16 protein-coding genes and 1 pseudogene are annotated in these 21,749 nt (G+C 69.9%); 9 read left to right on the top strand and 8 right to left on the bottom strand.

The window, feature by feature from the left end:
• Positions 1 to 7 precede the first annotated feature (7 nt).
• Complete coding sequence (locus AB0L64_RS26320; protein WP_363714145.1) at positions 8 to 895, bottom strand: NAD(P)-dependent oxidoreductase; 888 nt, start codon at positions 893 to 895, stop codon at positions 8 to 10.
• A gap of 163 nt (positions 896 to 1,058) precedes the next feature.
• Between AB0L64_RS26320 and ligD the strand changes: the two genes are divergently transcribed.
• Positions 1,059 to 2,036 carry a non-homologous end-joining DNA ligase gene (ligD, locus tag AB0L64_RS26315; protein ID WP_363714143.1) on the top strand — a complete coding sequence of 326 codons (978 nt, stop codon included), beginning with the start codon at positions 1,059 to 1,061 and terminating at the stop codon, positions 2,034 to 2,036.
• A gap of 36 nt (positions 2,037 to 2,072) precedes the next feature.
• On the opposite strand, the gene AB0L64_RS26310 is transcribed toward ligD, so the two are convergent.
• Together AB0L64_RS26310 and AB0L64_RS26305 are read right to left on the bottom strand one after the other, a co-directional pair.
• Complete coding sequence (locus AB0L64_RS26310; RefSeq protein WP_363714141.1) at positions 2,073 to 5,354, bottom strand: hypothetical protein; 3,282 nt, start codon at positions 5,352 to 5,354, stop codon at positions 2,073 to 2,075.
• A gap of 26 nt (positions 5,355 to 5,380) precedes the next feature.
• On the bottom strand, positions 5,381 to 5,953 hold the full coding sequence (locus AB0L64_RS26305; RefSeq protein ID WP_363714139.1) for a TetR/AcrR family transcriptional regulator: 573 nt from the start codon (positions 5,951 to 5,953) through the stop codon (positions 5,381 to 5,383).
• Positions 5,954 to 6,063: 110 nt separating this feature from the next.
• Between AB0L64_RS26305 and AB0L64_RS26300 the strand changes: the two genes are divergently transcribed.
• The gene (locus AB0L64_RS26300; RefSeq protein ID WP_363714137.1) at positions 6,064 to 6,993 is read left to right on the top strand and encodes an alpha/beta hydrolase; all 930 of its coding nucleotides are present in this window, start codon (positions 6,064 to 6,066) and stop codon (positions 6,991 to 6,993) included.
• Here the strand turns inward: AB0L64_RS26300 and mug are convergent.
• Positions 6,986 to 7,486, bottom strand: a complete 501-nt coding sequence (mug, locus tag AB0L64_RS26295; RefSeq protein WP_363714135.1) for a G/U mismatch-specific DNA glycosylase — start codon at positions 7,484 to 7,486, stop codon at positions 6,986 to 6,988. The two genes, AB0L64_RS26300 and mug, sit on opposite strands and share 8 nt — an antisense overlap.
• 141 nt (positions 7,487 to 7,627) lie before the next feature.
• On the opposite strand from mug, the gene AB0L64_RS26290 reads away from it, so the two are divergent.
• The 6 genes from AB0L64_RS26290 (at position 7,628) to AB0L64_RS26265 (ending at position 16,595) form a co-directional block, all read left to right on the top strand.
• Positions 7,628 to 8,905, top strand: a complete 1,278-nt coding sequence (locus AB0L64_RS26290; protein ID WP_363714133.1) for a serine hydrolase domain-containing protein — start codon at positions 7,628 to 7,630, stop codon at positions 8,903 to 8,905.
• A gap of 45 nt (positions 8,906 to 8,950) precedes the next feature.
• Positions 8,951 to 10,348: a sigma 54-interacting transcriptional regulator gene (locus AB0L64_RS26285; protein ID WP_363714131.1), complete on the top strand. Its 1,398-nt coding sequence runs from the start codon at positions 8,951 to 8,953 to the stop codon at positions 10,346 to 10,348.
• 1 nt (position 10,349) lies between these two features.
• Positions 10,350 to 12,308, top strand: coding sequence for a VWA domain-containing protein (locus tag AB0L64_RS26280; RefSeq protein WP_363714129.1), 1,959 nt, complete (start codon positions 10,350 to 10,352; stop codon positions 12,306 to 12,308).
• 312 nt (positions 12,309 to 12,620) lie between these two features.
• A complete protein-coding gene (ppdK, locus tag AB0L64_RS26275; RefSeq protein WP_363714127.1) occupies positions 12,621 to 15,275 on the top strand; it encodes a pyruvate, phosphate dikinase in 2,655 nt (884 codons plus the stop codon).
• A 122-nt stretch (positions 15,276 to 15,397) separates the two neighbouring features.
• The gene (locus AB0L64_RS26270; protein WP_363714125.1) at positions 15,398 to 16,237 is read left to right on the top strand and encodes a class I SAM-dependent methyltransferase; all 840 of its coding nucleotides are present in this window, start codon (positions 15,398 to 15,400) and stop codon (positions 16,235 to 16,237) included.
• Positions 16,238 to 16,316: 79 nt separating this feature from the next.
• Positions 16,317 to 16,595, top strand: a complete 279-nt coding sequence (locus AB0L64_RS26265; RefSeq protein ID WP_355688881.1) for a muconolactone Delta-isomerase family protein — start codon at positions 16,317 to 16,319, stop codon at positions 16,593 to 16,595.
• Here the strand turns inward: AB0L64_RS26265 and AB0L64_RS26260 are convergent.
• From AB0L64_RS26260 to AB0L64_RS26250, 3 genes and pseudogenes are all read right to left on the bottom strand, one after another.
• Positions 16,592 to 17,374 carry an acyl-CoA thioester hydrolase/BAAT C-terminal domain-containing protein gene (locus tag AB0L64_RS26260; RefSeq protein WP_363714530.1) on the bottom strand — a complete coding sequence of 261 codons (783 nt, stop codon included), beginning with the start codon at positions 17,372 to 17,374 and terminating at the stop codon, positions 16,592 to 16,594. The two genes, AB0L64_RS26265 and AB0L64_RS26260, sit on opposite strands and share 4 nt — an antisense overlap.
• Positions 17,366 to 17,689: pseudogene (locus tag AB0L64_RS26255) on the bottom strand (acyl-CoA thioesterase/BAAT N-terminal domain-containing protein); the annotation flags it as partial. The pseudogene AB0L64_RS26255 and the gene AB0L64_RS26260, both read right to left, overlap by 9 nt.
• Positions 17,690 to 17,877: 188 nt before the next feature.
• Positions 17,878 to 19,098: a hypothetical protein gene (locus AB0L64_RS26250; protein WP_363714123.1), complete on the bottom strand. Its 1,221-nt coding sequence runs from the start codon at positions 19,096 to 19,098 to the stop codon at positions 17,878 to 17,880.
• 163 nt (positions 19,099 to 19,261) lie between these two features.
• On the opposite strand from AB0L64_RS26250, the gene AB0L64_RS26245 reads away from it, so the two are divergent.
• Complete coding sequence (locus AB0L64_RS26245; protein ID WP_363714121.1) at positions 19,262 to 20,788, top strand: UDP-N-acetylglucosamine 1-carboxyvinyltransferase; 1,527 nt, start codon at positions 19,262 to 19,264, stop codon at positions 20,786 to 20,788.
• Here AB0L64_RS26245 and AB0L64_RS26240 read toward each other — a convergent pair.
• Positions 20,753 to 21,634, bottom strand: a complete 882-nt coding sequence (locus AB0L64_RS26240) for an alpha/beta hydrolase (RefSeq protein WP_363714119.1) — start codon at positions 21,632 to 21,634, stop codon at positions 20,753 to 20,755. The genes AB0L64_RS26245 and AB0L64_RS26240 overlap by 36 nt on opposite strands.
• Between the last annotated feature and the right edge of the window lie 115 nt (positions 21,635 to 21,749).

The following is a 21,749-nucleotide window of genomic DNA, read 5'->3' as shown; positions in this document are numbered from 1 at the left end:
GGTTCTGTCAGCGGGAGTTCTCGGAGCGCCAGGCGACGTAGTGGGCGACGGCCTCGGGCGTGTCGTATTGCGGGATGAAACCGGTGTCCGCGGTGAGGCGGCTGATGTCCAGGCGCGGGCCCGGCTGGCCGCCGGGCTTGCTCGGGACGTTGAGCGCGTCGGCGAGGTCGCCGTGGCGTATCGGCCGGCCGCTGGAGACGTTGTACGTCGTGTGGTTGAGCCGGTCGGCCGTGATGAGCAGGGCGATCGCGCGGCCGGCATCGGGCGCATAGCACGAGTCGCCGCCGTCCTCGGCGTACAGTGGCGCCGGCGTCTCGCCCCGCAGTACGGCGCTGACATACGGCGGGATGAAGTTGAACGGGGACTCCGGATCCATCAGCGGCCCCCACGTCGACCCGATCCGCAGCACGACGGGGTCGACGCCGGTGCCCTGCAAAGCGTGGGTGGTGATCGGCTCGACCGCCTTCTTGAACGCGACGATCAGGTGCGGCAACTCCGCGTCCGGTAGCGCGAGCCCTTCGTACCAAGGGCTTTCGCCCTGCCCGATGTACACCCCGAGGCTGCTCGCGACCGCGAATCGCCGTACACCCCAGACCCGCGCCGCGTCGAGCGCGTTGAACAGGCCGGTCATGTCGGCCCGGAAGTACGCGACCGGATCGTCGGCCGGGATGCTGCCGGCGAGGTGCACGATGTCGCGGACGGCGTACCGCTGCCCAAGCGCGAGGAACGCGTCCCGGTCGGTCACGTCCAAGGACTCGACCACGACCTTCCCGTCGAGGAACGACGGCACATCACCTCGGCGGTGCGACGTGACGACAACGTCCTCGCCCAGATCGAGCAGCGCGCGGGCGGTATGGGCGCCGATCATGCCGAGCCCACCGGTCACAAGAATCATGCCGTGACGCTACGAGCGGTACGCCGTCCGCGTCTTGAACGAATCCCGCACGATCCCGACCTGGCGCCGACGACGCGCTGTCCCGCGACGCCGCGCGCACACGCTGCAACCCGGAGAGGAAAGGTGGTTCTCGATGCACTGGCGCGCCTTCTAAGCTCGGGGAATGGCCAGCAAGCCGGATGAGACGCGGGACGGGGTCGACCTGACCAATCTGGATCAGCCGCTGTTCGACGGGGCTGACGCCACGAAGCGGGACCTGGTCGACTACCTCGACGCTGTGCACGAACGGATCCTGCCGGAGCTGCGCGGGCGGCCGCTGTCGGTCGTGCGGATCCGGCCGGGACAGCCCAAGTTCATGCAGAAGAACGTCCCGAAGTACACGCCGGACTGGGTGCAGACCGTGCAGGTGTGGGCGGAGGCGTCGAAACGCCAGGTGTCGTACGCGTTGTGCGACGACCGCCGGACGCTGCTGTGGTTCGCGAACCAGCGCGCTGTGGAGTACCACCCGACGCTGATGCGTGCCGAGCGCTGGGACCGCGTCACGCACCTGGTGCTCGACCTCGACCCGCCGGAGGGGGAGACGTTCGCGATGGCTGTCCAGGCCGCGCTACTGGTGCGGCAGGCGCTGACCGACTCCGGGCTGGCGGGTGCGGTGAAGACGAGCGGCGCGAAGGGTGTGCACGTGATCGTGCCGATTGTCGACACTGTGACGATCGAGGACGCGGCGGCTGCCACGCGGGCGATCGCGGCGCGCGCCGAGAAGATCGATCCGGCGATCGCGACCACGGCGTACATCAAGGAGGACCGGCACGGGAAGGTGTTCGTCGACTCGACGCGGTCAGGCGGTGCGACGGTGGTCGCGGCGTACAGCCCGCGGGTCCGTCCCGGTGCGACAGTCTCGTACCCGGTCGGGTGGGACGACCTGGAGAACGTTGCCCCGCGCGATTTCACCGTGCGCACCGCTCCCGCCCTCCTCGCCGACCGCGACCCCTGGGCCGAACAGCTCCCCGAGCCACAAGCCATCCCCGACGACGTACTCGAGGAAGGCCGCGCCATCCCGGTTGCCCGCGTCGCCGCCATGCACGAAGGCAAACGCCGCAAACGCGCCCGCGAGGCCGAAAAGGAGAATCCACCCACCTGATCCGCCCGTACACCGCACCAAACGGCCGGAGTCTGGTTACTCCTGGGATGTAGTGAGGTCGAGGGCGTGGCGGCGGACTGGCGGTGCCGGGTGGTTGCGGAGGGCAACTAGGAGGGCTCGCCAGTCGGGTGGCCAGCCGGCTCGGGGGCCGGCTGTGGTGAGGAGGGCGTGGGCCAGCAGGCCGGATGCCAGGTCGGGGGACCGGACGAGGGACTCGGCGACGTGGAGTACGGCGGCGGGTGTCCAGGTCGGTTCTGTTGCGGACAGGCGGGCGCGGACGAGGTCGGCGGCTGTGGCTGCGGCGAGAGCGTCGTCGGCGACCAGTTCGCGGAGCTCGTTGGTGAGGACACGCAGGTCGTCATGTGAGAGGACCAGGAGCTGCAGACGGAGCTCGAGAAGGTCCGCTCCGGCAAGCTCAGAAGCGACGGCCCGCAGGTGGCTGCGGACGTCGGCGGAGCGGTTGGCGAAGTGAGCAGACAGCTGACGCACCAGATACGTGAGCCGCTGCCGCGCCGGGTGATCCCGGTCCGGCAACGCGTCCGGCAGCGATGGATCCCGTTCGAGACGCACCAGCAGCCGGACAGCCTCGACCACCTCGTCCAGCCCCGCGGGCGCATCGGTAGCCAAGAAGGAGACCAAAGCCGAGACCGCGTCCCGCCACACGCGGCTACGCAGCTCCAGCCGGCTGATGAAGTCCGCACACACCCGAGCTGCTGCGGAGTTGTACCGCGCCCACCCCCGCAGCGCGTGCAACGCCGCCCCGACAACCTCAGGCTCAGCCCGTGTCGTCACAGCGATCAGCAGGTCGGCGTACCGCGAGCGATACGCCACAGGTACGTCGTACGGGCGCCGCGCAGTCAACGCCGTGGCGGTCGCCGGCGAATCGTGAACAGCCTGCTCCAACACAGCCCACGCCGCCGGGTCGTACAGCAAGTACTGCGACACAGTCCGCGCAATAGCCGCCCGCACATCCCGATGCGCACCGGACCACGTCTCTGTGAGTACGGCGCCGGCCCCCGGCGCCCTGAGCTCACCGAGCAGCCGCACGGCCTCTTTCCGCGACGTGACCTTCACACCGTCGCCAGAAAGCACCGGCTGGAGCAGCCCAGGCAGCCGACTCGGCCGCACGAACCGCGCCGCCCGGGCAGCGGCATAAACAGCAACCCGCGCGCGATCGTCCCCTACATGCGCGAGCAGCAGCGGCATGGCCAAGTCAGGTCGTTCCGTCCACGCCAACGCGGCCAGCGCGGCCTCCTGCAGCAGTACGTCGGAACTAGCGAGAAACTCGTCCAACGCGGCCCGTCCCGCCACCGGCACGCGCCCCAGCGTCTTCACCGCCGACGCCCGGTACCACTCCGGCATCCGCTCGTCACGCGCGACGCCGACCAGCAACTCGGCGTACCGGGCCTGCTGTCGTGGCAACCACTGCCGCAGCGCGTAGCTCGGCACCTCCCACGCGGCACTGTTCCGGTCGAACCGGCGGATCCGGTCTGCCGCCGCGAACACCTGGTCGAGCAGATCGGTGCGCAACTCGGTGACGACCCACCACACCGGATGCCAGCGGGCCATCCGTACGTCGCGAGCAATGATCTGCTCAACGCGGGCCGAGCGTGTAGCCGGTGCGTCCAGCCAGTACCGACACGCGGACTGCACGGTGTACTCCTGGTTCGACCAGACCGCCTGCTCCAGCACCTGCTGCAACGGCTCCAGCGACCACACGCGCCGGCCGAAGGCTCCCGCCACCGCAAGCGCCAGACCGAACTCGTTCCGCTTCGCCGCCGCCTCGATCGAATGCCGCAGGACGTCGTACACCTGGACCTCACGCCCGCGCGGCAGACCGTCGACCAGGCCGTACAGGCTCAGCGAGCCCGTGTTCTCGGACAACCGCGCGTGCGCCTGCAGCCCCCACTCCAGTACGCCGGGCCGGTCGTCGACGGCGCCGCGGACGACGGCGTGCTCGGCCAGTTGCGTCAACGCCCGCCGCGTCGCCCATGAGACGTCTCTCGCCGCCAGCGCATCGGTGAGCAACAAGTCCAGCGACTCGGGCAGCGCGTCCGTCAACAGCGTCGGCGGCAACTCCACGACAGCCTGTACGGCGTTGAGTCGCACAGTGTCCTGGTCGTTGCGGACCCGGCCGGCCGCCCACGTGACAGCCTGCACGACCTGCTCCGGCTGCCTGCCGTACCCGGCGGACCGGATCACCGCCTGGTACACCGAGCTGCGCACTGCCGCATCGGGATCACGGACGTCCGGTTCCAGCAGCGCAAACGCCTCGTCAAAGGGCAGATGACCGGCGACACTGCGTCGCCACGCCCCATCTGAGCTGGCTGGCAGTGTCAGCATCCGGCGTGTCTGCTCAGCACGCACAGCGTGTGGCAGTGCCTCCAACAGCTCGGTACTCAGCTGCGCCTGACCCAGGTCGACATGTTGTGTGACCGCGGCGAAGATGACTGCGCGCCGAGACGGTGGCAGAACGCCCAGCACACCGCCGAGCTGCGGCCAGAGGACCCGGCCGAGACTGACGAGGTCCTCATCGGAGTATCTGTGCAGACGACGCCGGAACGCCGGCGTGAGAGCCCGCGACACCGTACGGCGCCGGTCAGGTGCCAGTAGCAGCTGCAGCACGCCCCCGGGATCCAGGTCCGTCAGCGGACCGAGGATGTCGAGCACTGCGATCGGGAGGTCGTGCGCGGGGACGGCCTGCTTGATCAGCTCTACATCGAGCGCTGCAGTGACACCGTGGCCGACGCCCTGCCACCACTCGTCGTCAGCCGGAAGCGTCTGGCGCGCAAACGCCAGCACTGCGTCCGGGTGGTGCTTCGCGAGCTGACGCCAACCACTTGGCGTCACGCAATACGCCAGCTCGGGCAGCAGCCGCTCGACAGTCTCCTGGTCCGTCGCGGCGAGCAGTGCGGTCGCCGCCACGTCACCCCACCGCGCGCGGTGCTCGTCGATCAGCCGTACGGCCAGATGCTCGCGCCGCTGTCGCCGTACCAGGGAGACCAGCTTCGACCGCAGCGCCGCGGGCGCGTCGTCGTACGCGATGCGCAGTTCGTCGTCCGTGACCGGCACCCCGCGGGCGACGGCCGCGAGCGCCCGGCTCTGCACGGCCGGATCCGGGTCGCGCAGCATCCGGCTCACGTACGGCGCCTGGCGCGTGACCTCGGCGATCTGCAGACCGAGGACGCGCTCGAAGGCCGAGCCGCGAGCCAGTTCGTCGAGGAGCCCGGTCAGCTCCGGCGCCCGGTCGGCGAGCAGGCGTACGCGCTGTCCGCGCGAGAGTCCGTCGATCGATCGCAACAGCTCGGGCAGGCGCATGCGCCCATCCTGCCCAATGGGTGGTGTCAGGCCTTCGTCGACGCGTCCAGGATCATCGTCGCGGCTTCCCGGGCGCGCAACGCGGGGTCGGCCGAGCCGGAGATCGCGGCCCGGGTGATCGCGCCCTCGCTGAGCAGGATCAGGTGGTCCGCGAGCCGGTCGGCATCGCCCGCGCCGGCCTCCTGGGCGAGCTCGGTGAGAGCCTGCCGGAACCCTTCCTTGTGCCGCGAGGCCATCTCGGCGACCCGTGGCGACACCGCGCCCAGCTCACCGAACGCGTTGATGAACGCGCAGCCGCGGTAGTCGCGCTGGCTCGACCAGTCGTAGAGGAAGTCGAACACCGCGAGGATGCGCTCGCGCGGATCGGTCTGCGCCTCGACGTGCTCGGCGAGCATCGACTTCCAGAGCGCGTCCCGGCGGTCCAGGTACGCCTCGATGAGGGCGTCCTTGGACGGGAAGAGCTGGTAGAGCCGTTTCAGCGACACCCCGGACGCCGCCCGGATCGCGTCCATCCCGACCGCCTGCACACCACGCTCGTAGAACAGCGCGTCGGCCGCGTCCAGCACCTGCTGCTGCGCCGTCGCCGTGTCCAGAACCATTCCCGCCTCCCGGGGTGACCCGCGCCACCTTGCGCGGAGAACCATCGTTCTCCTACAGTAGCAAACGCAGCGGAGAACGAGCGTTCTCCGCGATCGACAGGAGGATGACCATGACCGTTCTCGAGCCCGCCGCCCAGGCTTTCGCCGATGCGACCGCGAAGCCCCCGTTCCTGTTCCAGCTGTCACCCGAGGAGGGCCGCAAGGCCGTCGACGAGGCGCAGACCACCGACTACCCGAAGCTCCCGGTCGACGAGGAGTGGGTGACCGCCGCGGACGGCACCAAGGCGCGGATCGTCAAGCCGCAGGGTGCGACCGGTGTGCTGCCGGTCATCCTCTACATCCACGGCGCCGGCTGGGTGTTCGGCGACGCGCACACCCACGACCGGCTGGTGCGTGAGCTCGCCGTCGGCGCGGGCGCCGCGGTGGTGTTCCCGGAGTACGACCGTTCGCCGGAGGTGCGCTACCCGCACGCGATCGAGCAGAGCTACGCCGTCGCCCGCTGGATCATTGCCTCCGGCAAGGAGCACGGCCTGGACGCGCAGCGGCTGGCGATCGCCGGCGACTCGGTCGGCGGGAACATGACGGCCGCCGTCACGCTGCTCGCGAAGGAGCGCGGCGACGTGAAGTTCGTCCAGCAGGTGCTGTTCTACCCGGTCACGGACGCGTCCTTCGACACCGCGTCGTACCAGGAGTTCGCCGAGGGGTACTTCCTGCAGCTGGACGGGATGAAGTGGTTCTGGGACCAGTACACGACCGACGAGAACGAGCGCAACCAGATCACCGCGTCCCCGCTGCGGGCGACGACCGAGCAGCTGCAGGGCCTGCCGCCGGCGCTCGTCATCACCGGTGAGGCCGACGTACTGCGGGACGAGGGCGAGGCGTACGCGGCCAAGCTGCTCGAAGCCGGGGTGCCGACGACCGCGGTCCGGTTCGCGGCGATCATCCACGACTTCGTGATGCTGGACGCGCTCCGCGACACCTACGCCGCGAACGCCGCGATCGAGCTGGCGATCTCGACCCTGCGCAAGGCGCTCAACTGATCCGTTCGAGCTCCGCGAACGCCTCCGCGAGTTTCGGCAACGTGTAGTGGGCATTCAGGCCGCTCGGGTTCGGCAGCACCCAGACTCGGGTCGCGCCGATCGTCCGGTCCTGCTTGCCCACTGTCGCCACCCGTTCCCCGAAGGCGTCCCGGTACGCGGTGACGCCGAGGACCGCCAGCCACTCCGGCTGGACGTCGAGGACCTTCTTGACCAGGTTCTCGCCGCCCGCGACGAGCTCGGCCCGCGTCAGCTCGGCCGCCTTCGCCGACGGCCGGTCGACGACATTGGTGATCCCGAGCCGATAGGTGAGCAACTCCTGCTGCTCACTCGGGTGCAGCTGCCGGGGTGTGAACCCGCTCCGGTGCAGGGCCGGCCAAAACCGGTTCCCCGGCCGGGCGAAGTGATGCCCCGTCGCCGCCGACATCAGTCCCGGGTTGATCCCACAGAACAGCACCCGCAACCCAGGGGCGATCACATCCGGAATCCCGTCCACGCGCCACAGCCTAGGCGGGCCCGAACGACAGGAGGTGTCGACCGGGTCGAACCGATCTGCCGCTCGACGCTCGCTCGTCCGGGCCGGCTGGACCGGACACCTCCTGTCCTTCGGCACCCCACCAGCACGTAGGTTGGGCCCATGCCTGACTGGTCTGCGCGGTTGAGCGAGTTGGCGGCGGCGGCCGAGGTCACCGGCGCGGTGCTCGGGATCTGGCACGACGGCGAGACGACCATCGCGCCGTACGGCGTCCTGAATGCGGCGACCGGTGTCGAGACCACGGCCGACTCCCTGTTCCAGATCGGCTCGATCAGCAAGCCGTGGACCGCGTCGATGATCGTGCAGCTGGCCGCCGAGGAGCGGCTGCGGCTGGACGACCCGCTCGTCGAACTGTTGCCCGAAGCGCCGGTCGACCCACGGATCACGATCCGTCACCTGCTGACCCACACCAGCGGCATCGACGGCGACCTGTTCACCGACACCGGCCGCGGCGACGACTGCCTCCAGCGGTACGTCGCTCTGCTCGCCGGCGTCGACCAGCTCTTCGAGCCCGGTACGGCGTACTCGTACTGCAACGCCGGCTTCGTCCTGCTCGGCCGGCTGATCGAGGTGCTCGACGGCCGGAGCTGGGACGAGTCGCTGAAGGCCCGCCTGGTCGAGCCGCTCGGCCTCGCCCGAACGGTGACACTGCCGGAAGAGGCGATCCTGGAACGCGCCGCGGTCGGTCACCTGGCCACCGACGGCTCGCGGGTGAAGACCTGGCAGTTGCCGCGCAGCATCGGACCGGCCGGGACGATCAGCGCGACCGCCGCCGACCTGCTCGAGTTCGCCCGGATGCACCTGACCGACGAGCGGTACGCGGTCATGCAGGAGCCGCAGGTCCCGTTCGCGGCAGGCATCGGCGGCTTCGTCGATCTCGGCCTGACCTGGCGGATCTACGACTGGGGCGGTCGCCGGCTGTTCGGGCACGACGGGTCCACGATCTCGCAGCTGGCGTTCCTGCGGATCGACCCGGAGGCGCGGCTGGTGATGTGCCTGCTGACCAACTCGGGCAACGGCACCCGCCTTTTCGAGCCACTCGCGTCCGAGGTGTTCACGCAGTACGCCGGGGTCGCGCATCCGCCCGCGCCGGAGCCGATCGACGTACCCGTCGACGACCGCCACGCAGGGCGGTACGAACGCGCCAGCGTACGGCTCGACGTCGCGAAGCGTGACGACGAGCTGGTGATGATCTACACCGCGACCGGTGACCGGCTGCTGTTCTCCGAGGACCCCGAGCACGAGTACGAGCTGCGCCCGACCGCGCCGGCCGACGGCGACCATTTCGTCACCCGCGAGTCGCCCGCGCACCCGTGGGTGCCGGTCACGTTCCGGCCCACGCACGTCTTCACCTCGGGCCGGGTCACGCCCAGGCGGTGAGATAAACCGCTCGCGATTTGGGGTGACCGAGCTAACGTCATCAGGGTGACTAGTGCACCTGCTGAACTTCCTCGTAAGGCCGGTGACCTCCGGGCCGCCGGATATCTTCCCCGGTCGATCAAGGCCGAAATCCGTGACAACCTGCTGAAAGAACTCCGGGCCGGGCGTGATCCCTGGCCCGGCATCGTCGGCTTCACCCGCACGGTGATCCCGCAGCTCGAGCGCGCCCTGCTCGCGGGGCACGACGTCGTCCTGCTCGGTGAGCGCGGTCAGGGCAAGACCCGGCTGCTGCGCACGCTGGTCGGTCTGCTCGACGAGTGGACCCCGGTGATCGAGGGTGCGGAGCTGCCTGAGCACCCACTTGACCCGATCACGCCCGCCTCCCGCCGCCGGGCCGCCGAGCTCGGTGACGACCTGCCGGTCGCCTGGCTGCACCGCTCGTTGCGGTACGCCGAGAAGCTCGCCACCCCCGACACGTCGGTCGGTGACCTGATCGGCGACGTGGACCCGGTGAAGGTTGCCGAGGGCCGCAGTCTCGGCGACCCGGAGACCATCCACTTCGGGCTGGTGCCGCGCTCACACCGCGGCATCGTCGCGATCAACGAGCTGCCCGACCTCGCCGAGCGGATCCAGGTCGCGCTGCTGAACGTGATGGAGGAGCGCGACATCCAGGTCCGCGGATACACGCTGCGGCTGCCGCTCGACGTGTTGCTGGTGGCAACGGCCAACCCCGAGGACTACACCAACCGCGGCCGGATCATCACGCCGCTGAAGGACCGCTTCGGCGCCGAGGTCCGAACCCACTACCCGCTCGACATCGACGCCGAGGTGGACGTGATCCGGCAGGAGGCCGAGTTCACCGCCGAGGTCGGCGAGCCGCTGCTGGAGGTGCTGGCCCGGTTCGTCCGGCACCTGCGCGAGTCGACGGCGATCGACCAGCGGTCCGGCGTGTCCGCCCGGTTCGCGGTCGCCGCGGCCGAGACGATCGCCGCGGCCGCGCTGCGCCGGTCCGCGATCACCGGTGAGGAGCCCGCGGTGGCCCGGCCGGTCGACCTCGAGGCGGTGCCCGCCGTACTGCGGGGCAAGCTCGAGTTCGAGCCCGGGGAGGAAGGGCGCGAGATCGAGCTGCTCGAGTACCTGCTACGCCGGTCCGTCGCCGACACCGCCCGCGAGCGGTTCGCGGGTCTCGACCTCACCCCGCTGGCCCACGCTGTTGCCGATGGCAACCTTGTGACGACGGGTGAGCGGGTGCCCGGCCGGGAGGTGCTGGCCGCGCTGCCCGAGCTGCCGGTCCTGCACGACGTCGCCGCGCGCGCCGGCGTGGAGCCGGACGACTCCTCCGGCCGGATCGCCGCCGCGGTCGAGCTCGCCCTGGAGATGCTCTACCTGTCGAAACGGGTGGCGAAGGACGCCGACAACGACACCACGATCTACGGGGCCTGACATGTCGGCGTCCATCCCGGAAGGCTGGTCCTACGGGCCGTGGCACGACGGGCCTGATCCGCTCCAGGCGCCCGCGGACCTGCGGGACGCCCTGGACGAGATCGGCCGGGACGTCATGAACGGCTCGTCGCCGCGGTCCGCGCTGGAGGAACTTCTCCGGCGCGGCACCCGGAACACCCAGGGCCTCGACGACCTGACCCGCCGGTTGTGGGAGCGCCGCCGCGAGATCCAGCAGCGGCACAACCTCGACGGCACCCTGCAGGACGTCCAGCGGCTGCTCAACGAGGCCCTGGAGGCGGAGCGGCGCGAGCTGTTCCCGAACCCGTCCGACGACGCGCGGTTCAAGGAAGCCGAGCTCGACGCGCTCCCGTCCGGTACGGCGGCCGCCGTACGGGAGCTGGCGAACTACCAGTGGGACTCGGCGGAGGCCCGGCAGAAGTACGAGGAGATCCGCGAGCTGCTCGGGAAGGAGCTGCTCGGGTCGCGGTTCGAGGGCATGAAGGAGGCCCTGCAGCAGACGACGCCCGAGGACGTCGAGCGGATCAACGAGATGCTCACGGACCTGAACGCGCTGCTCGCGGCGCATGCGCAGGGGCGTCCCGACGTACCCGAGCTGTTCGACGAGTTCATGGCCAAGCACGGCGAGTTCTTCCCGGAGAACCCGCGGAACGTCGACGAGCTGATCGACGTGCTCGCGCAGCGGGCGGCCGCGGCGCAACGGATGCTGAACTCGATGACGCCCGAGCAGCGGGCGGAGCTGATGGAGCTGTCGCAGCAGGCGTTCGGCAGTCCGCAACTCGCGCAGCAGTTGTCGCAGCTGGACGCCCAGCTGCAGGCGCTGCGGCCGGGGGAGGACTGGTACGGGTCCGAGCAGATGAGCGGTGACGATCCGCTCGGTCTCGCCGACGGCGCCCGGGCGATGTCCGATCTGGCGGAGCTGGACGCGCTGGCCGAGCAGTTGGCGCAGTCGTATCCGGGGGCGCGGCTGGAGGACATCGATCTCGACGCGCTCACCCGTCAGCTGGGCGACGAGGCGACCGTCGACGCGCGCCGGCTGAGCGAGCTGGAGCGGCAACTGCGGGACCAGGGGCTGATCGAGCGTGCGCCCGACGGCTCGCTGCGGTTGTCGCCGAAGGCGTTGCGACAGCTCGGGCAGACGGCGCTGGCCGACGTACTGCGGACCGCGCGCGGATCCGGTGAACGGGACGCGGCCAACGCGGGCGCGGCCGGTGAGTTGAGCGGGTCGTCGCGTCCGTGGGAGTTCGGCGACACCCAGCCGTGGGACGTGCCGCGCACCGTGCGGAACGCCGTACTGCGGACTGCTTCGCGGAGCGGTTCGGTGAAGCTCGACGTCGCGGACGTGGAGATCGCGGAGACCGAGCACCGGGCGCGGGCCGCGGTGGCGTTGCTGGTCGACACGTCGTGGTCGATGGTGCAGGAGGGCCGCTGGCTGCCGATGAAGCGGACGGCGCTCGCGTTGCACCAGCTGATTTCGACGCGGTACCGCAACGACGCGCTGCAGCTGATCACCTTCGGCCGGTACGCCGGGGTGGTCGAGCTGCCACAGCTGATCGGTATGGAGGGCACCTGGGAGCAGGGCACGAACGCGCACCACGCCCTGCTCCTCGCCGGCCGGCACCTGCGGCGGCACCCGGATGCGCAACCGGTCGTGCTGATGGTGACGGACGGGGAGCCGACCGCGCACCTCGAGCCCGACGGTACGGCGGAGTTCTCGTACCCGCCCGAGCCGGCGACGCTCCGCAAGACGATCTTCGAGGTCGACCGGCTCGCGAAGCTCGGCGCCTCGCTGACCGTCTTCCGGCTCGGCGAGGACCCGCGGCTGAACGCGTTCGTCGACCTGCTGGCCCGCCGCAGCGGCGGGCGGGTCGTCGCGCCGGACGCCGACGGTCTGGGCGCCGCGGTGGTCGGCGACTACCTCCGCACCCGCCGCAAGCTCTAGTACGACCCCAAAAGCGGACCTTGGACCCGGGACATCCCGGTCCAAGGTCCGCTGCGTTGTGGGCGGATCGCTGATTGGCTGGGAATCGTTGGAAACAGGGTCCGTTGTCCTGCGTTGTCAACGCTGTAAGGGTTTTCCGGCCTTCGAGCTGTGGGCATCGTCACGTCGGCATGGTGAGACCAGTGTTCAACTGGACTGATTTTTGGGCTTACTCTGAAAGCACGCCCCCGCCGCCGGAGTCGACGGGCCAGCGGGCGATCTTCCCGCGCCTGAAAACGCTGCAACCACCCGCCTGCAACCCAGGGAGTGACCGTGCCGAAACTCGTCTACGACTTCGCCGAAGGCAACAAGGACATGAAGGACCTGCTCGGCGGAAAGGGCGCGAATCTCGCCGAGATGACCAACCTCGGCCTGCCGGTGCCGCCGGGCTTCACCATCACGACCGACGCCTGCCGTGCGTACCTGGAGACCGGCGCGGTGCCGGCTGAGCTGGCCGAGGAGATCGACCGGCACGTCGACCTGCTGCAGCAGAAGATGGGCAAGAAGCTCGGCCAGGCCGACGACCCGTTGCTGGTCTCGGTGCGCTCCGGCGCGGCCGCGTCGATGCCCGGGATGATGGAGACGGTCCTCAACGTCGGCCTCAACGACGACTCGGTGAACGGGCTGGCCCACCAGTCCGGCAACCCCCGGTTCGCCTGGGACGCGTACCGGCGGCTGATCCAGATGTTCGGCAAGACCGTGCTCGACATGGACGGCGAGGTGTTCGAGGAGGCGCTCGACGCCGCCAAGGAGGCGAAGGGCGCACGAACCGACCTCGATCTGGACGCCGACGACCTGAAGGCGCTGGTCGAGACCTTCAAGCGGGCCGTGCACGACCACACCGGCCGGGAGTTCCCGCAGGATCCGCGGACCCAGATGGACCTCGCGATCGCGGCCGTCTTCGGTTCCTGGAACGCCGAGCGCGCGGTCCTCTACCGCCGCCAGGAACGCATCGACGGCAACCTCGGCACGGCGGTCAACATCTGCTCGATGGTGTTCGGCAACCTCGGCATGGACTCCGGCACCGGCGTCGCGTTCACCCGCGACCCCGCGAGCGGCCAGCAGGGTGTGTACGGCGACTACCTGCAGAACGCGCAGGGCGAGGACGTGGTGGCGGGCATCCGCAACACGGTCCCGCTCGCCGACCTGGAGCAGATCGACAAGGCGTCGTACGACGACCTGATGGGCATCATGGCCACGCTCGAAGGCCACTACCGCGACCTGTGCGACATCGAGTTCACCGTCGAGCGCGGCAAGCTGTGGATGCTGCAGACCCGGGTCGGCAAGCGGACCGCGGCGGCCGCGTTCCGGATCGCGACCAGCCTGGTCGACGAGGGCGTGATCGACACCGACGAGGCGCTGCGCCGGGTCAAGGGCGCGCAGCTCGCGCAGCTGATGTTCCCGCGGTTCGACGCCGACGCCGGCAAGGACCGGATCACCAAGGCGATCGGCGCGTCGCCGGGTGCGGCGTCGGGCAAGGTCGTGTTCACGTCGGCCGCCGCGGTCGAGGCCGCGGAGAACGGCGAGAAGGTGATCCTGGTCCGGCGCGAGACCAACCCGGACGACCTGCACGGCATGATCGCGGCGCAGGGCATCCTGACCAGCCGCGGCGGCAAGACCTCGCACGCGGCCGTGGTCGCCCGCGGCATGGGCAAGACCTGTGTCTGCGGCGCCGAGGAGCTCGACGTGAACGTTGCCCAGGGCACCATCAAGGTGAACGGCACCGTGATCGAGGCCGGTGAACTGATCTCGATCGACGGCACCACCGGCGAGGTGTTCCGCGGCGAGGTCCCGGTCGTGCCGTCCCCGGTCGTGCAGTACTTCGAGGGCACGCTGGCGCCCGACGCCGGCGACGAGCTGGTCGCGTCGGTGCACCGCCTGATCAAGCATGCGGACGAGGTCCGGCGGCTCGGCGTCCGGACCAATGCGGACACCGCGGACGACGCGGCGCGGGCGCGGCGGTTCGGCGCCGAAGGGATCGGGTTGTGCCGGACCGAGCACATGTTCCTGGGGGAGCGGCGCGAATCCGTCGAGCGGCTGATTCTCGCCGACAACGACGCCGACCGGGACGCCGCGCTGGCCGAGCTGGAGCCCCTGCAGCGCGGGGACTTCGTGGAGCTGCTGGACGCGATGGACGGGCTGCCGGTGACGATCCGGCTGATCGACCCGCCGCTGCACGAGTTCCTGCCGTCGATGGAGGAGCTGGCGGTCAAGGTCGCCGTGGCGCGCGAGCGCGGCGAGGAGCCGGAGCACGACGCCAAGCTGCTGGCCGCCGTCGAGCGGCTGCACGAACAGAACCCGATGCTCGGGCTGCGCGGTGTGCGGCTCGGGCTGGTGATCCCCGGTCTGTTCGCGATGCAGGTCCGGGCGATCGCGCAAGCGGCCGTCGAGCTGCGCGGGCGCGGCCAGGACCCGCGGCCGGAGATCATGATCCCGCTGGTCGGCGCCATCCAGGAGCTGCACCTGGCCCGCGACGAGGTCGAACACGTGCTCGCCGAGGCCGGCATGGCCGGGGAGATCCCGATCGGGACGATGATCGAGCTGCCGCGGGCCGCGGTGATCGCGGACCAGATCGCGGAGGCGGCCGACTTCTTCTCGTTCGGCACCAACGACCTGACCCAGACCACCTGGGGCTTCAGCCGCGACGACGTCGAGGGCGCGTTCTTCTCGCGGTACCTGGAGAAGGGCATCTTCGCGGTGTCGCCGTTCGAGTCGATCGACCGCGAAGGCGTCGGCGCGCTGGTCCGCACCGGCGTGGACCGTGGCCGGGCGACCAAGCCGGACCTGAAGCTCGGCGTCTGCGGCGAGCACGGCGGCGACCCCGACAGCATCCACTTCTTCCACGAGGCAGGCCTCGACTACGTCTCCTGCTCGCCGTTCCGCATCCCGGTCGCGCGACTGGAGGCCGGCCGGGCGACGCTGGACTGACGCCAGGCGGACCTGCGCCACCCACCAACCCTCGCGCGCTCCGGCCCGGCACGCTCACGAGAGCGTCAACCCGGGGTGCAGCGGGTGGTTGGTGAGTGGCCCAGGTCCGCTAGCCTGCCGCGATGAGCCTGCGAACGACCTTCGGCGAGGATCCCGAGCTGTACGACCGGGTCCGGCCGTCGTATCCGCGTGAGCTGTTCGACGAGCTGGCACGAATCGTCGGCGGCCGCCCGAAGGTCCTGGAGATCGGCCCCGGCACGGGCCAGGCGACCGCCGCCATGGTCGAACGCGGCTGGCAGGTCACGGCCGTCGAACTCAGCCCGGGGCTCGCGGGAGTACTGCGGCGGAAGTTCCCCGCGATCGAGGTGATCGTCGCGGACTTCGACACCTGGCCGCTCCCGCCGCCGTCGTACGACCTGGTCATCTCGGCGACCGCGTTCCACTGGCTCGACCCGCAGACGCGTGTCCAGCGCTGCGTGGACCTGCTGCGGCCCGGCGGGGCGTTGGCGGTCGTGTCGACACATCATGTCGCGGGCGGGTCCGAGCAGTTCTTCGCCGACGTGCAGTCCTGCTACGAACGGTTCACCGACGACGCGACGGCGGACGGGCTGCCGGCCGCGGACGACGTACCAGACGATCCGGCAAGCCTTGCGAAAACAGGGCTTTTCGGGTCTGTCGAGTTCCGCAGGTTCGTCTGGAACGCGGACTATTCGACGGCCGAATATCTCGAACTTCTGTCCTCGTATTCGGGTCATCGGGCCTTGACAACACAGCGGCGTGACGGACTGTACGGCTGCATCGGTGCTCTCATCGACGCGGCGGGCGGTTCCATCACGAAGAGTTACGTCAATCAACTGTCCGTAGGAATTTCCTTTACCAACCCCTTGCGTAGCGGCCGGTCGCCTGGTGAGAATATCCGGGCGGGAAGGGAGATCACTCGTCGACTTTCGGGTCTGACCTGAACCAGCCGCTGTGGCGGCTCGTGACTCCCTTTCCCGCACCAAATCTTCTTGTTTCCAAGGGCCTTGTAGAGTTCTGCGCATGGCCCAATTTGTCGTGCAGCTGCGCTTCGACGTCGCCGAGACCGACCGTCGGATGGAGGTCCGTCCGGCCCACCGCGAGTACCTCGCCGAGCTGAAGGCGGCCGGCAAGCTCGTCGCCGCCGGCCCGTTCGCCGACCAGACCGGCGCGCTGCTCGTGTACGACGTCGCCGACGAGGCCGAGCTCCGCGACATCCTCGCCAAGGACCCCTACACCCCGGCCGGCGTCTACGAGATCGGCACCCTTGCCGAGTGGCAGCCGCTGTTCCCGTTCAGCTAACGCTGCAGGGAGGCGAGCAGCGCCAGGGTCTTCGTCCAGCCCCGGCGTAACGCGGCTTCGTTGGCCGGCCGGCTCCCGCCCAGGTCGTAAGGGCCGACGATCGGGTGGTTGATCTTCGTGCCGTGCGGCAGGTACGGCGCCCCGCCGACGCCGTGGCCCGCGGCGTCCACGATCACCGCCTCGTGGGGGAAGGCGCTGTGCGCCTCGTCGAGGCGCAACATGATCAACTCCGCGGACTGCTTCGAGTCCCACGTGAGGTCGCTGCCGCCGGCCACCGCGAGGACCGGTCCGCTGACACCGTCGACCGGGATCGGGTCGTTCACCGGCAGCGGCTTGCCCTGGTACGTCCAGGCCGCGCCGCCCGAATGTGGGAAGGAGCCAGTCACGGAGGCGCCCGGCGCCAGCAGCACCGCTCCGTGGACGAGTCGCGGGAAGTGGTCGGCGACCAGGAGCGCGGGCTCACTGCCGAACGACGTGCCGAGGGCCACGATGTGCGCCGGGTCGACCTCCGGCTGCCTGCTCAGCCATTGCGCCGCCGCGGCGAAGTACTCGAGTGGAATCTCGCGCACGTCCTGCGGCACACCCGGCGCGTGAAAGTACGCCAGGTCCAGCACCGGGTAGCCGTGCGACGCCAGCAGGTACGTGCTCGACGGCGGCGGCAGTCCTCCTTCGGAACCTCCGAGCAGCAGGACGGCGGGATGCTTGGCGCCGTCCGGCTTCGGGGCGACGTACAGGCCGGTCAGCTTGTCCTTGGCCCTCGTGAGTGGCCTCGCCGTCACACCGGGAGCCACCCAGCGCCGCGTGATCGTCGTACTCGCGAGACGTTTGCCGTCGCGGTCGACGAACAGGTCGAGGTGTTCGACCGCCTGACCGTCCTCGACCGGCGGGAGGTACGACTGGTCGTCCGGGGACCCGTCCGGCGGGTTCATCGACCAGAACAGACCCATGCCGTCGGTGTCGTGGTAGCTGCCGGCCGAGGGCTTCGCGGTGTCGAGATCCACAGTCCCGTGGTCGTCCGCCGTGAACGTCACCTGCCCGTGCCACTTCCGCCCGTCCCGGTCCACCGCCTCAGCTCCGACCTCCAACGGCTTGCCCGCCGGGAGCTCCGGTCACTTTGACGTGCACTTGCTGATCGGCGAGCGCTACAGCCTGGTCGACGGTGAGAGTGACGTGGGTTGTGCCGGGCGTGCATCCGGTCGCCGCCAGCAGACAGCCGGCCGCCGTCAGAGCCACGCTGGATCGCTTCACGGATCCAGACTGGCACTCCGCGGAGTCACTGCTGTCAGGCCTCGGCGTTTTCCAGGTCGAGGTGGTCGACGTAGGCCCAGAGCCAGGCCAGGGGAGCCAGGACGAGTTCGGGCTCGTCGTCCTCGTCGGCGATGAACAGCATCGAGGCCTCGCCGTTGGTCAGATCCTCGATGACCGCCTCGCACATCTCGAGTGCGACGTCGAACGGCAGCAGCCGCGGCCCGTTCTCCCAGCGCGGCTCGGGCAGCGGGAGCACCGGCGCCTCGTCGGTGCCGCCCAGGTCGACCGAGACCTTCTGCAGCTCCTCGTACAGGTCGAACGAGATCAGCCCGGCGACCGGCCGCCCGTCCAGGCCGACCAGGTACGGATCGTCGGCGCCCTCGCGGAACGCGTCCCGGATGTCCGGCATCGCCGCCTTGAGATCGGTCGCCTCGAGGTACGGCGCCTCGTCCGGCTCGTCGGCCGCCTCCGCCTGGACCAGGCCGCTGCGCATCCGGTCGAACTGGTGCAGCAGGCTGTTGAGCTCGTCGTACGCCCCGCCGCCCGGCGTCTTCTGCGCGCGTGCCTCCAGGTCGCGCAGGTGCACGATCAGCTCGTCCTCGAAGTGCAGCTCGTACCGCGGGAGGCCCGGCTCGCGGCCGGCGTTGATCTGCGCGACCAGCTGCGTCGAGACCGGGCCGATCCGCTCCGCGAGCACCTCGAGCGGCGTCGTCGGCTTCTCCTCGTCGTCGTGCGCGCAGGAGTCGTCCTCGGTCTTGCCGTCGCCGTCCATCGCGAGCAGCACCTGGAAGGCCTGGAAGGACAGCAGCGCCGCGGTCGCCATCGTCCCGTCGCCGATCAGCATCAGCGGGTTCCCGCCGGCTTCGGTACGGCGCAGGTGGTCCGGCATCAGCGTCGCGGCCTGCTCGACGTTCACCTGGCTGGCCAGCGACGACAACCCGTGGTCCGCGTCGACGCCGAGCAGTTCGACGAGGCGCTCCGAGCTCATGTCGAAGTTCGAGCGCAGGTAGTACCGCAGCCAGCCGGCGTCCACCGGGTTGCCGAGCAGCTCCGCGATCCGGGCCCGGAAGTCGGCCAGGTCGGCGATCGCGAGCACCACGAGCACCGGCTGGTCGCCGTCGCCGATCACCAGCGGCCTGGTGTCGCCGTTGTGGAACCCGTCGATGACCTGGTGCAAGCTGTCCGCGGCCGCCGCCAGCGGCCATGACTCAGCCTCGAACTCGCTGACCACGCCGGCGGAGGTGTCGTCGGGCATCTGGTGGGTCCTCTCCGGGTGGCGGCGGGAGTTGGGGGTAACTGTAGGCTGCGGGCGTTTCACCAGGTCACATGGGTCCTGTCCGGTCCTCGAGTGACGTTCGCTACGCTGGCACCGGCGGGTCGATGCAGTGATATCTCATATGTGAGATATGGTCCGGGGCATGACCGATGACTACCTGAGCCGGATCGGAAACCTCATCCGGGACGCCCGCAAGCATCGCGGCTGGACGCAGACGCAGCTCGCGGAAGTGCTGAACACCAGCCAGAGTGCGGTGAACAGGATCGAGAAGGGTCATCAGAACCTCACCCTCGAGATGCTCGCCCGGATCGGCGAAGCACTCGACTCCGAAATTGTCTCTCTCGGCGGCGGCCCGGTCCACCTTCGCGTGGCCGGCGGCCGGCGGCTTTCCGGCGCGATCGACGTCAAGTCGAGCAAGAACGCCGGTGTTGCGCTGCTCTGCGCCTCGCTGCTGAACAAGGGCCGGACGACGCTGCGCAAGGTGGCCCGCATCGAAGAGGTCAACCGCCTGCTCGAGGTGCTGAACTCGCTCGGCGTGCGGACCACCTGGCTGAACGACGCCGGCGACCTGGAGATCGTGCCGCCCGCGCACCTCGACCTCGGCTCGATGGACGCCGACGCGGCCCGCCGGACCCGCTCGATCATCATGTTCCTCGGCCCGCTGCTGCACCGCGAGGACGCCTTCGAGCTGCCGTACGCCGGCGGCTGCGACCTCGGCACCCGCACCGTCGAGCCGCACCTGACCGCGCTGCGCCCGTTCGGGCTCGAGGTGAAGGCGACCGGCGGGCAGTACCACGCGCTGGTCAACCGGGCGATCGCGCCGGGCAAGCCGATCGTGCTGACCGAGCGCGGCGACACCGTAACCGAGAACGCGGTGATGGCCGCCGCACGGCACGACGGCGTCACGGTGATCCGCAACGCCAGCCCGAACTACATGGTCCAGGACCTGTGCTTCTACCTGGACCTGCTGGGCGTGCGGATCGACGGGATCGGCACCACCACGCTGACCGTGCACGGCAAGCCCGACATCGACGTGGACGTCGACTACGCGCCGTCGGAGGACCCGATCGAGGCGATGAGCCTGCTCACCGCCGCGATCGTGACGAAGTCCGAGATCACCATCCGGCGGGCGCCGGTGGAGTTCCTCGAGATCGAGCTCGCGCTGCTGGAGGAGATGGGGCTCGACTACCAGCGCAGCGCGGAGTACCTGGCCGAGAACGGCCGTACCCGGCTCGTCGACCTGACCACCCGGCCGTCGAAGCTGCACGCCCCGATCGACAAGATCCACCCGATGCCGTTCCCGGGCCTGAACATCGACAACCTGCCGTTCTTCGCGGTGATCGCGGCGACCGCCACCGGGCAGACGCTGATCCACGACTGGGTGTACGAGAACCGCGCGATCTACCTGACCGACCTGAACAAGCTCGGCGGCCGGGTCAAGCTGCTCGACCCGCACCGGGTGATGGTGGAGGGGCCGACGCACTTCTCCGGCGCCGAGATCATGTGCCCGCCGGCGCTCCGGCCGGCCGTCGTCACGCTGATCGCGATGATGGCCGCGAAGGGCACGTCGGTGCTGCGCAGCGTCTACGTGATCAACCGCGGCTACGAGGATCTCGCCACCCGGCTGAACTCGCTAGGCGCTCAGATCGAGACCTTCAGGGACATCTGAGTCCTGCGCCGAGTCCTGGGCTGGGTCCTGGGCCGAGTCCTGGAGGAAGGCGACCGCCTCGGCGATCACCGCGGGGTCCGAGAGGATCCTGCGGTGGCCGAGGCCGGTCGTCGGCAGGAAGTGCGCCCGCTCGCCGTAGTTGCGGAGCAGCAGGCCGGCCTGCGCCGGGTCCACGACGTCGTCCTCGTCGTTGTGGATCACCAGCAGTTCGGCCTTCCCGGTGGTGACCGAGAACCGGGTCCAGATCCCGCCGTCGCCGTCGAAGTAGCCGCGCTCGATCGACCGCCGCAGTTCCCGGTTGATCTTCGGGCCCAGTCCGAGCGCGGCGCAGAACGCGTCCGCCAGGTAGCCGAAGTCCGCGATGCCGCTGATCATCACCAGCCGCTTCGCCGCGACGCCCTCCCGGACGGCGTAGAGCGCGAACGGTACGCCGAGCGAGTGGGCGATCACGCCCTCGAACGGCCCGTGGCGTTCCTCCAGCGCGCGGATGATCCGCTGGTGGCCGAGGATCGACGCCACCTCGCCGTCGGAGTCGCCGTGCGCGGGAGCGTCGTACGACACCGGGCTGTAGCCGAGCTCGAGCAGGCGCGTGACGAATCCGGCGTACCGCGAGGCGCGGGAGCGCCAGCCGTGGACCAGGAGCACCGGGCGCTGTCCGTCGCCCCAGGCGTAGGTCTTCACATTGTCGACAATCTCCACCTGCGCGGCGTCGTGGACCAGCTGCTCGTCCGCGCGGACCCGGCCGCGGGCGAGCGGGCGTCGCCAGAGCTTGAACGCGAGCCGTCCGCCGAGTCGCGGCGACAACACTCCGATTGTCTGCAATCCGACGCTGACCAGCTTCTGCATGGAAACCCCTCCGGAAACTATACGAACGGTCGTATTATTAGTTTCCATCAGACTAGCAGTCAATGCACTCAGGCCCTGTCTGGTGATCCATCGCCTACTGCGGGGCACTCGGCAC

The organism is Kribbella sp. NPDC051936 (assembly GCF_040680955.1).
Classification (GTDB): domain Bacteria; phylum Actinomycetota; class Actinomycetes; order Propionibacteriales; family Kribbellaceae; genus Kribbella.
This window is presented reverse-complemented; position numbering and strand designations above follow the sequence as displayed.

Bases quoted from the DNA above. Each gene is read 5' to 3' on its own strand.
- ligD (WP_363714143.1), top strand. From the start codon at position 1,059: ATGGCCAGCAAGCCGGATGAGACGCGGGACGGGGTCGACCTGACCAAT.
- AB0L64_RS26320 (WP_363714145.1), bottom strand. From the start codon at position 895: ATGATTCTTGTGACCGGTGGGCTCGGCATGATCGGCGCCCATACCGCC.
- AB0L64_RS26250 (WP_363714123.1), bottom strand. From the start codon at position 19,098: ATGCCCGACGACACCTCCGCCGGCGTGGTCAGCGAGTTCGAGGCTGAG.
- AB0L64_RS26240 (WP_363714119.1), bottom strand. From the start codon at position 21,634: ATGCAGAAGCTGGTCAGCGTCGGATTGCAGACAATCGGAGTGTTGTCG.
- AB0L64_RS26290 (WP_363714133.1), top strand. From the start codon at position 7,628: ATGCCTGACTGGTCTGCGCGGTTGAGCGAGTTGGCGGCGGCGGCCGAG.
- AB0L64_RS26310 (WP_363714141.1), bottom strand. From the start codon at position 5,354: ATGCGCCTGCCCGAGCTGTTGCGATCGATCGACGGACTCTCGCGCGGA.
- AB0L64_RS26300 (WP_363714137.1), top strand. From the start codon at position 6,064: ATGACCGTTCTCGAGCCCGCCGCCCAGGCTTTCGCCGATGCGACCGCG.
- AB0L64_RS26270 (WP_363714125.1), top strand. From the start codon at position 15,398: ATGAGCCTGCGAACGACCTTCGGCGAGGATCCCGAGCTGTACGACCGG.
- AB0L64_RS26305 (WP_363714139.1), bottom strand. From the start codon at position 5,953: ATGGTTCTGGACACGGCGACGGCGCAGCAGCAGGTGCTGGACGCGGCC.
- AB0L64_RS26280 (WP_363714129.1), top strand. From the start codon at position 10,350: ATGTCGGCGTCCATCCCGGAAGGCTGGTCCTACGGGCCGTGGCACGAC.
- AB0L64_RS26265 (WP_355688881.1), top strand. From the start codon at position 16,317: ATGGCCCAATTTGTCGTGCAGCTGCGCTTCGACGTCGCCGAGACCGAC.
- AB0L64_RS26245 (WP_363714121.1), top strand. From the start codon at position 19,262: ATGACCGATGACTACCTGAGCCGGATCGGAAACCTCATCCGGGACGCC.